This is a genomic window from Marinobacter pelagius (assembly GCF_900114925.1).
Lineage (GTDB): Bacteria > Pseudomonadota > Gammaproteobacteria > Pseudomonadales > Oleiphilaceae > Marinobacter > Marinobacter pelagius.
In genome coordinates this window covers 335,043-348,717 of the sequence record NZ_FOUR01000002.1, presented here as the reverse complement: position 1 = coordinate 348,717, position 13,675 = coordinate 335,043, and the positions used below count along the sequence as shown (strand labels likewise).

At 58.8% G+C, this 13,675-nt stretch carries 9 protein-coding genes and 4 tRNA genes; 11 read left to right on the top strand and 2 right to left on the bottom strand.

Annotated elements, in window-relative coordinates; translation table 11 throughout:
- Positions 1–8: 8 nt before the first annotated feature.
- Positions 9–2,189 (top strand): malate synthase G, encoded by a 2,181-nt coding sequence (locus BM254_RS05830; protein WP_092000067.1) that lies wholly within the window; start codon positions 9–11, stop codon positions 2,187–2,189.
- Between the two features lie 66 nt (positions 2,190–2,255).
- On the opposite strand, the gene folD is transcribed toward BM254_RS05830, so the two are convergent.
- Positions 2,256–3,113, bottom strand: coding sequence for a bifunctional methylenetetrahydrofolate dehydrogenase/methenyltetrahydrofolate cyclohydrolase FolD (folD, locus tag BM254_RS05825; RefSeq protein ID WP_092000064.1), 858 nt, complete (start codon positions 3,111–3,113; stop codon positions 2,256–2,258).
- 219 nt (positions 3,114–3,332) lie between these two features.
- Between folD and BM254_RS05820 the strand changes: the two genes are divergently transcribed.
- The 10 genes from BM254_RS05820 to BM254_RS05775 all read left to right on the top strand — a co-directional run bounded on the left by BM254_RS05820 (position 3,333) and on the right by BM254_RS05775 (position 12,631).
- Positions 3,333–3,409: transfer RNA gene (locus BM254_RS05820), tRNA-Pro, on the top strand.
- Between the two features lie 33 nt (positions 3,410–3,442).
- A tRNA-Arg gene (locus BM254_RS05815) sits at positions 3,443–3,519 on the top strand.
- A 98-nt stretch (positions 3,520–3,617) separates the two neighbouring features.
- Positions 3,618–3,693: transfer RNA gene (locus tag BM254_RS05810), tRNA-His, on the top strand.
- A gap of 76 nt (positions 3,694–3,769) precedes the next feature.
- A tRNA-Leu gene (locus BM254_RS05805) sits at positions 3,770–3,854 on the top strand.
- A gap of 224 nt (positions 3,855–4,078) precedes the next feature.
- Positions 4,079–5,383, top strand: a complete 1,305-nt coding sequence (gene tig / locus BM254_RS05800) for a trigger factor (RefSeq protein ID WP_092000061.1) — start codon at positions 4,079–4,081, stop codon at positions 5,381–5,383.
- Between the two features lie 171 nt (positions 5,384–5,554).
- Positions 5,555–6,190, top strand: a complete 636-nt coding sequence (gene clpP / locus BM254_RS05795) for an ATP-dependent Clp endopeptidase proteolytic subunit ClpP (protein ID WP_092000058.1) — start codon at positions 5,555–5,557, stop codon at positions 6,188–6,190.
- Between the two features lie 76 nt (positions 6,191–6,266).
- Positions 6,267–7,550, top strand: coding sequence for an ATP-dependent Clp protease ATP-binding subunit ClpX (gene clpX / locus BM254_RS05790; protein ID WP_092000054.1), 1,284 nt, complete (start codon positions 6,267–6,269; stop codon positions 7,548–7,550).
- Positions 7,551–7,722: 172 nt separating this feature from the next.
- The gene (lon, locus tag BM254_RS05785; RefSeq protein ID WP_092000052.1) at positions 7,723–10,140 is read left to right on the top strand and encodes an endopeptidase La; all 2,418 of its coding nucleotides are present in this window, start codon (positions 7,723–7,725) and stop codon (positions 10,138–10,140) included.
- A gap of 238 nt (positions 10,141–10,378) precedes the next feature.
- Positions 10,379–10,651, top strand: coding sequence for an HU family DNA-binding protein (locus BM254_RS05780; protein ID WP_008174603.1), 273 nt, complete (start codon positions 10,379–10,381; stop codon positions 10,649–10,651).
- A gap of 126 nt (positions 10,652–10,777) precedes the next feature.
- Positions 10,778–12,631, top strand: coding sequence for a SurA N-terminal domain-containing protein (locus BM254_RS05775; RefSeq protein ID WP_092000049.1), 1,854 nt, complete (start codon positions 10,778–10,780; stop codon positions 12,629–12,631).
- 128 nt (positions 12,632–12,759) lie between these two features.
- Here the strand turns inward: BM254_RS05775 and BM254_RS05770 are convergent, their stop codons facing one another.
- Positions 12,760–13,632: a MurR/RpiR family transcriptional regulator gene (locus tag BM254_RS05770; RefSeq protein WP_092000047.1), complete on the bottom strand. Its 873-nt coding sequence runs from the start codon at positions 13,630–13,632 to the stop codon at positions 12,760–12,762.
- Positions 13,633–13,675: the final 43 nt, after the last annotated feature.

Here is a 13,675-nt window from a genome sequence, read left to right as displayed (position 1 = left end):
AGACAACGATGACAGAACGCGTACAAATTGGCGGCATTCAGGTCGCGAAGAATCTGTATGATTTCGTAAACAACGAAGCGATTCCGGGAACCGGTATCGATCCTGACAAATTCTGGGCAGAGTTCGACAAGATTGTGAACGAACTGGCCCCGCGCAACCGCGAACTGCTGGCAAAGCGTGACGCTATCCAGGAAAAAATGGACAGCTGGAACCGTGACCACAAGGGTCAGAAGCTGGACATGGCCGAATACAAGGCCTTCCTGAAAGACATCGGCTACCTCGTGGAAGAGCCGGCTGACTTCAAGATCTCCACCTCCAACGTTGACCCGGAAGTGGCCACCATGGCCGGTCCGCAGCTGGTGGTTCCGATCATGAACGCCCGTTTCGCCCTGAACGCGGCGAACGCCCGCTGGGGCAGCCTGTACGATGCTCTGTACGGCACCGATGCCATCTCCGAAGAAGGCGGTGCCGACAAGGGCCCGGGTTACAACCCGGTTCGTGGCGCCAAGGTTATCGAGTGGGCCCGCAACCTGCTGGACAGCTCCGCGCCGCTGGCTTCCGGAAGCCACAAGGACGCCGCCAAATATTCCGTTGACGGCGGCAAGCTGGTCGTCAAGCTGCAGAACGGTGAGACCACCGGCCTGAAAGACGAATCCGGTTTTGTAGGCTACACCGGTGCCGCCGACGCCCCGACCGGCGTGCTGCTGGTCAAGAACGGCATGCATTTCGAGATCCAGATCGATGCCAGCCATCCGATCGGCAAGGACGACGGTGCCAACGTTAAAGACGTCCTGATGGAGTCCGCGCTGACCACCATCATGGACTGCGAAGATTCTGTGGCTGCTGTGGATGCAGACGACAAGGCCCTGGCGTACCGCAACTGGCTCGGCCTGATGAAGGGTGACCTCGAGGAAACCTTCGAGAAGGGCGGCAAGCAGATGACCCGCAAAATGAACGCGGACCGCACCTACACCGGCGCTGACGGCAGCGAGCTGTCGCTCAAGGGCCGCAGCCTGATGTTCATCCGTAACGTCGGCCACCTGATGACCAACCCGGCCATCCTGCTGAACGACGGTAACGAGATCCCCGAGGGTCTGATGGACGGTCTGATTTCCTCACTGATCGCCATCCACGATCTCAAGGGCAACAGCAAGTTCCAGAACAGCACCAAGGGTTCTGTGTACATCGTCAAGCCCAAGCAGCACGGTCCGGAAGAAGTGGCGTTTACCAACGAATTCTTCGGCCGCGTCGAGGATGCACTGGGTCTGCCGCGCTTCACCCTGAAGGTCGGTATCATGGACGAAGAGCGTCGTACCACCGTCAACCTGAAGGCCTGTATCCACGCGGCCAAAGAGCGTGCGGTGTTCATCAACACCGGCTTCCTGGACCGCACCGGTGACGAGATCCACACCTCCATGGAGCTGGGTCCGTTCATCCGCAAGGGCCCGATGAAGCAGGCTACCTGGATCAATGCCTACGAGCAGTGGAACGTTGACATTGGTCTGGAAACCGGTTTCTCCGGCGTTGCCCAGATTGGTAAAGGTATGTGGGCCATGCCGGACCTGATGGCTGGCATGCTCGAAGCCAAGATCGGCCACCCGAAGTCCGGTGCCAACACTGCATGGGTTCCGTCTCCGACCGCCGCAACCCTGCACGCGACCCATTACCATCAGGTAAACGTGTTCGATGTGCAGAAAGAGCTGGCCAAGCGTGAGCGGGCGGCACTGGAAGATATCCTGACCGTACCGGTGATGGAGGATCCGTCTTCCCTGAGCGCCGAGGACATCCAGCAGGAGCTGGACAACAACGCACAGGGTATCCTGGGCTACGTGGTGCGCTGGGTCGAACAGGGTGTGGGCTGCTCCAAGGTGCCCGACATCAACAACGTCGGCCTGATGGAAGACCGCGCCACCCTGCGGATCTCGTCCCAGCTGCTGGCCAACTGGCTGCATCACGGTATCTGCACCGAGGCGCAGATCGAAGAAACCATGAAGCGCATGGCCGCAGTGGTCGACAAGCAGAACGCTGGCGACCCGGCCTACCGCAACATGGCCCCGAACTTCGATGACAGCGTCGCGTTCGAAGCAGCCATGGCTCTGGTCCTCAAGGGCTGCGAGCAGCCGAACGGCTACACCGAGCCGCTTCTGCACGAGTACCGTCAGAAGGCGAAGGCCAAATACGGCCAGTAAGTCTCACGCCAGACGCAAAAAACCCGCGGTTTCCCGCGGGTTTTTTGTTGAAGCCTGAAAATCGGGTCAGACCCGGTGCAGCACGTCCGCCGCATACAGCGTATTCTGCAACAGCGTAGCAATCGTCATCGGCCCCACACCCCCGGGCACAGGCGTAATGTACGCCGCCCGCTCGGCAGCCACCTCAAATTCCACATCGCCCCTCAGCTTGCCGTCTTCCATCCGGTTGATGCCGACATCAATGACGGTGGCGCCAGGCTTGATCCACTCACCCTTGACCAGTCCGGGTTTGCCGACGGCGGCAATCAGGATGTCGGCTTCGCCCACAAATTTGGCCAGGTCAGGTGTGAATCGGTGACACACGGTGGTGGTGGCACCCTTTAACAGCAGTTCCATGCTCATGGGGCGGCCCACGATGTTGGAGGCGCCCACGATCACGGCGTGCTGGCCCTTGTAAGGCGTGTCGATCGAATCGAGCAGGGTGATGATGCCTGCCGGTGTGCATGGGCGCAGTGTGGGTTTGCGCTGCATCAGGCGGCCGATGTTATAGGGGTGGAAGCCATCCACGTCCTTGTCCGGGCGAATCTTGATCAGGATCGGATCCGCGTCCAGGTGCTCCGGCAGCGGTAGCTGGACCAGGATGCCGTCTACGGCGGGGTTCTCGTTGAGTTCGTCCACCAGGGCTTCCAGGGCCTCCTGGGAGGTGTCTGCCGGCAGGTCGTAGGACAGGGACAGGATGCCGGCCTCCTCGCAAGCCTTGACCTTGTTGCCAACGTAAACCTGGGAGGCCGGATCATTGCCGACCAGTACCACCGCCAGGCCAGGTGCTCGCAGGCCCTTCTGCTTTCGGGCTTCAACGCCGGCGGCGACCTGCTGTCTCACCTGGGCGGCAATTTCTTTTCCGTTAATCAGTTTGGCGCTCATGTTTCCGTCTTGTCGGTTGGGCATCGATAAATGAAGGCCGGCAATTGTCTCATGCTTCCGCCCGAACTCCAATTGGACCAGGGGAGGGGAACTTTTCATCCCATGCGGGGTCTTCTTCAGTGCCGGATCCATCGGTTTTTTCGAATGCGTGTTGACGGCACCGCCCGGCGCCGGTAATATGCGCGCCAACTTTGCTGAGGCACTAGTTGTTCAGACAGACGGGGTATAGCGCAGTCTGGTAGCGCGCCTGCTTTGGGAGCAGGATGTCGGGAGTTCGAATCTCTCTACCCCGACCATTTTTCTGTGTGTTCAGGTGGGCGAACGGTCAGGCGCCCGTAGCTCAGCTGGATAGAGCAACGGCCTTCTAAGCCGTGGGTCGCAGGTTCGAGTCCTGCCGGGCGCGCCATAAAGCCGTCGGTAAGGACGGTTCCGGGGCCACCGTGATCAGCAAGGTTGCAATTTCGACGAAAATGTCGAAAATGCCGCAAGGCAATTCCCAATGTGGTGGACGTAGCTCAGCTGGTAGAGCTCAGGATTGTGACTCCTGCGGTCGAGGGTTCGAACCCCTTCGTCCACCCCACTTTTCCCCTTTAGTGATTTTCCGCAAAGCCTGAACTTTGGTAGTGTTTTTCAGACCTCCGTTCAGTGTTGTGTATGCGAGCGTGGCGGAACTGGTAGACGCGCTGGATTTAGGTTCCAGTGGGGCAACCCGTGAGAGTTCGAGTCTCTCCGCTCGCACCACCCCCCCCCTTTCTTTTCCGTATTTCATCCCCATATCTTCTGCTGATCTGAAAAGCCGTGATTCGTGCTGTCGGGCCCGTGCCATAGAGGTGATTCTCTCGGCGGTGCAAACCGTGATAAACTACCGGCTTTTAATTTTCAGTCCTTCCGGGGAGAACTGCCTGGAAACGGACTTTTGTTATATATTTCATTCACATACCGAACCTGTAATTTGAGGATCTTCCATGCAAGTGTCTGTTGAAACGACCTCCAACATCGAGCGTCGCATGACGATTGGTGTGCCCGCCCAGGAAATCGACCAGGCGGTCCAGAAACGCCTGCAGGAAACTGCTCGGACTGTGCGCCTGAACGGCTTCCGCCCTGGCAAGGTGCCCATGAGCGTGGTCAAGCGTCGTTTCGGTGACAGCATCCGCCAGGAAGTTGTTGGCGAGGTTATGCGCGACAACTACATCAAGGCACTGCAGGAGCAGGACATCAACCCGGCAGGCTGGCCGCAGTTCGAGCCGAAGACCATGGAAGAGGGCAAAGACCTCGAATTCGTGGCTACCTTCGAAGTGCTGCCGGAAATCGAGCTGGGCGATCTGAGCAAGATCGAAATCGAAAAGCCCCAGTCCGAAGTGACTGACAAGGATATCGACACCATGATCGATAACCTGCGTCGTCAGCAGGCCACCATGAAGGAAGTCAAGCGCAAGTCCAAGAACAAGGACGTTGTGACCATCGACTTCAAGGGCTTCATCGACGGAGAAGAGTTCGAGGGTGGTTCCGCCGAAGGTCACCGCCTGACCCTGGGTTCCGGTCAGATGATCCCGGGCTTCGAGAAGGGCATCGTTGGTGGCAAGGCCGGCGAAGAGCTGGAAATCGAGGTCACCTTCCCAGAGGACTACCAGAACGAAGACCTGGCGGGTAAGCCGGCCAAGTTCGAAATCAAGATTCACAAGGTTGAAGAGCCGCAGCTGCCTGAACTGGATGCCGAGTTCTTCCAGAAGTTCGGTATCGAAGCCGAAGACGAAGCCGCTTTCCGTGAGGAAGTGAAGAAGAACATGGAGCGCGAGCTGAAGCAGGCGGTATCCAACAAGGTCAAGAACGACGTGGTCGACGGCCTGCTGGAAACCACCGAGCTGGACATTCCGGCGGCCCTGGTAGACCAGGAAATCGATCGCCTGCGCCAGGACGCGGTACAGCGTTTCGGTGGCCAGGTCGACTTCCAGCAGCTGCCCAAGGAAATCTTCGAGGAACAGGCCAAGCGCCGCGTCAAGACCGGCCTGCTGTTCCAGGAAGTGGTCAAGAAGAACGACCTGAAAGCCGATCCGGCCAAGGTAGAGGAAAAGATCCAGGAGATCGCTTCTACGTATGAACAGCCTGAGGAAGTTGTTGCGCATTTCAACAACAACCCGGATCAGAAGTCCCAGATCGAGTCTTCCGTACTGGAAGATGCGGTTGTAGACCACGTGCTGGAACAGGCCAAGGTCAAAGAGAAGAAGATGAAGTACGAAGAGGCCGTTGCTGCGGGTCAGCCCCAGCGCTGATCAGCCGTGACCGGTTCGCGAGGCCGGTCGCGTTGGCCGAACCAGAAAACAGCCGGCTTGTCCGGCTGTTTTCATCTGGGCCGACTGGTGGCACAGTAAGGTGTGTAAAGACATCAGAAAATGTCGTGGGGCGAGTCCACGATCCATTGTCCATAAGGAGTTCAGGCGCACATGACGCAGAAACCAATTGATGGTCCCGCAATGGTTACCAATTCCGGCCTGGTGCCAATCGTTATCGAGCAGACCGCCCGTGGCGAGCGTTCTTTCGATATCTATTCCCGCTTGCTCAAGGAACGGGTGATTTTCATGGTCGGGCCGGTCGAAGACCACATGGCGAACCTGATCGTGGCCCAGTTGCTGTTCCTGGAATCCGAGAACCCGGACAAGGACATCCACCTTTATATCAACAGCCCGGGTGGCTCCGTGACTGCCGGCATGTCAATTTATGACACCATGCAGTTCATCAAGCCGGACGTGGCAACCCTGTGTATCGGCCAGGCGGCCAGCATGGGTGCCTTCCTGTTGGCGGGTGGTGCCGAGGGCAAGCGCGCGTGCCTGCCACACTCCCGCGTGATGATTCACCAGCCGCTGGGTGGTTATCAGGGTCAGGCAACGGATATCGAGATCCACACCCGTGAGATCCTGAAAATCCGTCATACCCTGAACTCCCTTCTGGCCAAGCATACCGGCCAGGATCTGGAGACCATCTCGAAGGACACGGACCGCGACTACTTCATGGATCCGGACCAGGCCAAAGAGTACGGCCTGATTGATTCGGTACTTGATAAGCGCGTGCCGAATACATAATACTGAAAGTAATCGCATCAACCTTGGCCGGCGTACCTGCCAGTAACGCCGGCAGTTGACGAACAGAGGTAATTCAATGGCAGATGAAAGAAACGGCAGAGGCGACGATAACGGCAAGTTGCTGTACTGCTCGTTTTGTGGAAAGAGCCAGCATGAAGTCCGTAAGCTCATTGCAGGGCCCTCGGTGTTCATCTGCGACGAGTGCGTAGATCTGTGCAATGACATCATCCGGGAAGAAATCCAGGAGAATTCCCAGGAGGAGGCGAGTGATCGCCTGCCATCACCTGCGGAAATCCGGGAAACCCTGGATGAATACGTCATTGGCCAGGATCGTGCCAAGGTGGTGTTGTCCGTCGCGGTTTACAACCACTACAAGCGGCTGCGCTACGGTGAGGGCAAGAACGACGTCGAGCTGGGCAAGAGTAACATCCTGCTGATCGGTCCGACCGGTAGTGGTAAGACCCTGCTCGCCGAGACCCTGGCCCGCATGCTGAATGTTCCGTTCACGATCGCGGACGCCACCACGTTGACCGAAGCCGGTTACGTGGGTGAGGACGTCGAGAACATCATCCAGAAGCTGCTGCAGAAGTGCGACTATGATGTGGACAAGGCCCAGCGTGGCATTGTCTATATCGATGAGATCGACAAGATCTCCCGCAAGTCGGACAACCCCTCTATCACCCGGGATGTATCCGGTGAGGGCGTGCAGCAGGCGCTGCTCAAGCTGATCGAAGGCACCGTTGCCTCGGTTCCGCCCCAGGGCGGCCGCAAGCATCCGCAGCAGGAATTCCTGCAGGTGGACACCACGAACATGCTGTTCATCTGTGGTGGTGCCTTTGCCGGTCTGGAGAAGGTGATCCAGGAACGTTCCGAGCGCAGCTCCATTGGCTTCTCCGCCACGGTGAAGAGTCAGAACGACGCCAAGAGTGCCGGTGATGTCATCAAGGATGTCGAAACCGAGGATCTGGTGAAGTTCGGCCTGATTCCCGAATTTGTCGGCCGTCTGCCGGTGGTGGCGACGCTGACCGAGCTGGACGAAGATGCCCTGGTACAGATTCTGACGCAGCCCAAGAACGCCCTGACCAAGCAGTACCAGAAGCTGTTTGATATGGAAGGGGTTGAGCTGGACTTCCGGGAAGACGCCCTGCGTGCAGTGGCCCGCAAGGCCATGGAGCGCAAGACCGGTGCCCGGGGCCTGCGTTCCATCATGGAAGCCACGCTGCTGGATACCATGTACCAGATCCCGTCCGAGCATGACGTCACCAAGGTGGTCATCGACGAGAGCGTAATCAACGGCGATTCCGAGCCGTTCAAGATCTACGCCAGCAGCGACCACGCCAAGGCTGTGCCCGAGGACTGACCTACCTTCACCCCTGGACCCGGGGTCAGATGAAAGCCTTCATCTGACCCCATCTTCACGTCCACGTTAACTCCAATTCCAATCCGTTTTCCCCCCGTAAAAAGATTGCAATTTTAATCAGCGCCCCAATGAAGGGTGATATGCTGAAAGAAATACCGTCAGAGGAAGTCCTATGACCCTGATACCCGAAGATACCGTGCAAGAATACCCGTTGCTCCCGTTGCGGGACGTGGTGGTGTTCCCGCACATGGTAGTGCCCCTGTTTGTCGGCCGTGAAAAATCCATCCAGGCACTGGAAGCGGCTATGGAGGGCAGCAAGGAAATCCTGCTGGTGGCCCAGCGCGATGCGTCCACCGACGAACCCGGCGCCAACGATGTGTTCGAAATGGGCACCCTGGCGACCGTCCTGCAGATGCTGCGGCTCCCTGACGGTACCGTGAAAGTACTCGTAGAGGGCAACGCCCGGGCCTCCATCAGTAACATCAACGAGGCCGATTACCTCACCGGCAGCGCCGTGCTGCTGGAAGAGGAATCCCTTCCCGAGCGGGAGGAGGAAGTACTGGTCAAGACCCTGATGGACGAGTTCGAGAAGTTTGTGAAGCTCTCCAAGAAGGTACCGTCCGAGGTCTCCAACTCCCTGACCGGCATCAACGAGGTGGAGCGCCTGGCTGACACCATGGCTGCACATCTGGAGATGCGCATCCCCGAGAAGCAGGAACTGCTGGAAGCGCTGGACGTGCGCAAGCGAGTGGACCTGCTGCTCGGTAAACTGGATGGCGAAATCGACCTGATCGAGGTTGAGAAGCGCATCCGTGGCCGCGTCAAGAAGCAGATGGAGCGCAGTCAGCGGGAGTATTACCTGAACGAGCAGATGAAGGCTATCCAGAAAGAGATGGGCCAGCTCGGCGAGGGCAATAACGATTTTGAAGAGCTCGAGAAAAAGCTCGAGGAAGCCGGCCTCCCGGAAGAGGCCCGCAAGAAGACCGAGGCGGAGCTCAACAAGCTCAAGATGATGTCACCCATGTCCGCCGAGGCGACCGTGGTGCGTGGCTACATCGACTGGATGCTGGCGGTGCCCTGGAAAAAGCGCAGCCGGGTTCGCCATGACATCGAGAAAGCCCGTGAGATCCTCGATCGCGACCATTACGGTCTGGACGAGGTGAAGAAACGCATTCTCGAATACCTGGCAGTCCAGAGCCGTGTGAAGAAGGTGAAAGGACCGGTGCTTTGCCTGGTCGGGCCTCCCGGCGTAGGTAAGACTTCACTCGGACAGTCCATCGCCAGGGCGACCAACCGTAAGTACACCCGGATGGCTCTTGGTGGTGTGCGGGATGAGGCCGAGATTCGCGGTCACCGCAAGACCTACATCGGTGCGCTGCCTGGCAAGCTGCTCCAGAAGCTGTCCAAGGTAGGGGTCAAGAACCCGCTGTTCCTGTTCGACGAGATCGACAAGATGGGTATGGATCACCGTGGTGACCCTGCCTCCGCATTGCTGGAGGTGTTGGACCCGGAGCAGAACCACACCTTCAACGATCACTACCTCGAGGTGGATTACGACCTCTCGGACGTAATGTTCGTGTGTACCTCCAACTCGATGAACATTCCGCCGGCCCTGCTGGACCGGATGGAGATTATCCGCATCCCGGGTTACACCGAGGATGAGAAGGTGAACATCGCCCTGCGTTACCTGCTGCCGAAGCAGATCAAGGCCAACGGCTTGCGCAAGGATGAGCTGAAGATACCGGAAGAGACCCTGCGCGACCTGATCCGCTATTACACCCGGGAAGCCGGTGTGCGTGGTCTGGAACGTGAAATCGCGAAGATCTGCCGGAAGGTGGTTCGGGAGCACGTTGAAGCCGGTGAGAAGGCGTCTGTAACGCTGACACCGGAGATGCTGGAAGACTATTCCGGGGTCAAGAAATTCAAGTATGGCCTTGCCGAAGAAAGCGATCAGATCGGCCAGGTGACAGGCCTTGCCTGGACCCAGGTAGGTGGTGAGCTGCTCACCATCGAATGTGCCCTGACGCCGGGCAAAGGCCGCGTGGTCAAGACCGGCTCACTCGGTGATGTCATGCAGGAGTCCATCCAGACCGCCCTGACCGTGGTTCGCAGCCGCGCGGCAGGCCTGGGTATTCCCGCTGACTTCCACGAGAAGCATGACCTGCACATTCACGTGCCCGAGGGTGCCACGCCGAAAGATGGCCCGAGTGCGGGTATCGGCATGTGCACCGGACTGGTCTCCGCTCTGACCCGGATTCCTGTCCGGGCGGACGTGGCAATGACCGGTGAGATCACCCTGCGGGGCCGTGTCCTGGCGATCGGCGGCCTCAAGGAAAAGTTGCTGGCAGCCCACCGGGGCGGCATCAAGACCGTTGTGATTCCCGAGGAAAATGTTCGGGATCTCAAGGAGATACCGGAGAACATCAAGGAGTCTCTGGAGATCCGCCCGGTCAAATGGATTGACGAGGTTCTGGATATTGCCCTGGCTTATCCGCCCGAGGCTCATGCCGAATCGGCATCCGGTGAAGCCGGTTCCGGGAAACCCCGGGACGAGGAAGGCGATGCTGCCGAGCGCATAAATACACATTAAAGCCTTGATGAGTTGTTGACATGCCTGAGAGCCCGTTGGTATAACTGTTTCGCCGTGAAGCAGCCAATACCAAGGGCTCCCGCGCAGTAAGTGCCTATTCCGAACACCGGTTAACAGCCGCAAGGAATAATAAAACTGAAGAATGGAATTCTCGGAACGCTTATGCGATAGTCGAGAACGTCCGCGAAAAAATAAACCAACCTATAACATCTTCAACCTGAAATCGAAGGGGTTTAGTGTGAACAAGTCCGAACTTATCGATGCAATTGCAGAGTCCGCAGATATCTCCAAAGCCGCCGCTGGCCGTGCTCTGGACGCAATGACCAACTCCATTACCGGTGCCCTCAAAAAAGGTGATCAGGTTACCCTGATCGGCTTTGGTACTTTCTCTGTCAAAGAGCGTGCTGCTCGTACCGGTCGTAACCCGCAGACTGGTGCCGAGATCAAGATTCCGGCCTCCAAAGTGCCTGGTTTCAAGGCAGGCAAGGCCCTGAAAGACGCCGTCAAGTAACGGTTCTTTCTCCGGCGGCCGGCCTCGTGCCAGCCGCCCAGAAGAATTGAAGGCGCATTCCGGACAGGGTGCGCCTTTTTACGTTGTAACAACACTGCACGACCTCGACGGGGATTCGGGAGTAACATGCTTCAAGATATTCGGGAAAATGCCCAGGGCACCATTGCCAAGATCATCATCGGGCTGCTGATTGTGTCGCTCTCCATTTGGGGAATGGACGCCATCATCGGCGGTTTCTCCGGTGAGCCGGAGGTAGCCACGGTCAACGGCGAAGATATTACCGAGCGCGAGTTTCTCCGCCTGGTGCAGCTTGAAAGCCAGCGCCGCCTGTCACAGATGGAAACTCCGGATCCGTCCCTGCTGAATGAGGATCAGATCCGCAAAGACGTCCTGGAATCCCTGATCCAGGAATCGGTGCTGACCCAGGATGCTGCGAACCAGGGTCTGGCTCTGTCTGACGCTGATATCGACGCCCTGATCACCCAGATGCCCCAGTTCCAGGTGGACGGCACGTTCAACCGGGACCGGTTTGTGGCCACGGTGAGAAATATGGGCATGGGTGTGGGCGAATTCCGCGAAGCCATGCGCAAACAGTATGTGGTTAACCAGATTCGTGCGGGTATCGTACAAAGTGGCATGTCCAGCCAGGAGAATGCCGCCCAGTTGCTGCAGATCCAGAACCAGACCCGTGACTTCCGGGTGCTGACGATTCCTGCCAGTGACGTTGCCGATCGGGTCGAAATTACCGACGCCGAGATCGAAGCGTTCTACGACGAGAATGCCGGTTCCTTCCAGCAGCCGGAACAGATCGATGCCGCCTATATCTCGCTTTCCCTCGGTTCCCTCGCTGATAGCACCGAGGTTACAGACGAGGAGCTTCAGACCTATTACGAGGAGCGCGCCGATGACCTGGCGCGGGAAGAGCGTCGGGCATCCCACATCCTGATCGAGGATGGCGCCGAGGCGTCCGAGACCATGGCCACCATCCAGGAGCGCCTGGCCGGGGGTGAATCCTTTGCCGCACTGGCCGAGGAGTACTCGATTGATACCGTGTCTGCGCAGGAAGGCGGTGATCTTGGCTACGCCGGCCGTGGAGTCTATGACGAGGCGTTTGAAGAAGCCCTGTTCGCCCTGGGCGAGGGCGAAATCTCCGAGCCCGTGAAGACCAGTTTTGGCGTTCACCTGATCCGGCTGGAAGATGTTCGCCGTTCTGAAGTGCCGCCATTGGCGGAACTGGAAGAGCAGCTGCGCAGCGAGCTGGCCCGGAACAAGGCGGAAGAGCGGTTTGCGGAGGTGCGTTCCCAGCTGGCCGACTCAGCCTACGCGGCGGATGACCTGGCCGGCCCTGCCGAGGAACTGGGCCTTGAGGTGCGCGAAATCTCCGGGGTGACCCGTGATGGCGGCCCGGCACCGTTTGACCACGCTGGTCTGGTGCGCCAGCTGTTCTCGGACGATGTCCTGAACGGCGGCTACAACACCGAACTGATCGATGTCGGCGATAACCTGTCTGTGGTGGCCCGTGTTCGCGAACACCGTGAGGCCCAGCAGTTGCCGCTGGCAGATGTCCGTGACCAGATCCGCGACCGCCTGGTGGCCCAGGAAACCCGTGAGGCGCTGGCAGAGCGTGCGGATGGGATCATTGCCAGCCTCCAGCAAGGTGAGTCTTTAGAAGACATTGAGGCCGGCCAGTGGCAATCCTACGAGGCGCAGGGCCGTAACGCCGGAGGTATTGCGCCGGCGGTCATGCAGACAGCCTTCTCCCTGCCACGTCCTGATGAAGGGGCGGCAAGCTATGGCAGTACCGTGAGTGCCGATCAGGCAGTCGTGGTTGCTCTGGAGGCGGTCAACGCTGGCGAGGCGGACCGTGACGGTCAGGAGTTCGAGCAACTCCGACAGTTCCTGGCATCACTGGAAGGCCAGCGCGAGTACACCGCTTACCAGCAGTACCTGCGGGACCAGGCGGAAGTCGAGCGCCCGTAATACCGGTGCTGAAACAAAAAAGGGGGAGCCAGCGGTTTGGCTCCCCCTTTTTTGTGCCCGGCATTCGAGGTTAATGCTCCGGTAACGTCTGGAAGTGTCTGCTAACTTGAAAGAGGTGGGCTGGACGTTCAGCTCTGGGGGAAGCGGGTCGCCTTGAGGCTTTCCTTTATCTTCTTGAGATGGCCGAGGAAGTCCGCGCCCCGCTTGAGTGTGACGCCGGTGGCCAGGATGTCGATCACGGTCAGATGGATGATCCGCGACGACATGGGCATGTACACCTCGGTATCTTCCGGTGCAGTGACTCCCAGGACAACGGTACAGCACTCGGCCAAGGGAGATTCCGGATTTGTGATGCCGATCACGGTGGCGCCGTTCTCCCGGGCAACCTTGGCGATCTCGACGGTTTCCTTGGTCCGGCCGGTGTAGGAGATCAGTACGATCACATCGCCCACCTGGGAGCCGGCGGCCACCATGCGTTGCATCAGGGCATCGTCATAGGACATGACCGGAATGTTGAAGCGGAAGAACTTGTGCTGGGCATCCAGGGCCACAGAGGCGGAGCCGCCCATGCCGAAAAAGTTGATCTGCTTGGCCTGGATCAGGTAGTCGATCGCGGTTGCCAGGGCCTTGGGGTCCAGGGACTGGCGCGCCTTGTCCAGGCTGGCGATGGTGCTGAGCATGATCTTGTCAGCGAACTCGGCGACGGTGTCGTCCGGCTCCACGTTCTGGCCCACGTAGGGCGTACCGGTGGCAATGCTCTGGGCCAGGCGGATCTTGAAGTCCGGGAAACCGGTGGCGGAGAAGCCGCGGCAGAAACGGTTCACCGTGGGCTCGCTCACGTCGGCAGCGCGGGCCAGGGCTGCGATGCTGTAGCGGGTGGCAGCGCTGGGATCCCGGAGGATGGCCTCGGCCACCTTGCGCTCGGATTTATTCAGGCTGTCCAGCCGGGCCTGTATATCTTCAAGCAGATTGTCGTCACGGTGCGACTGGTTCGCGGCCATGGTGTGGATACTCCCTGCATCTGATGCAATGGTTATAAGAAAA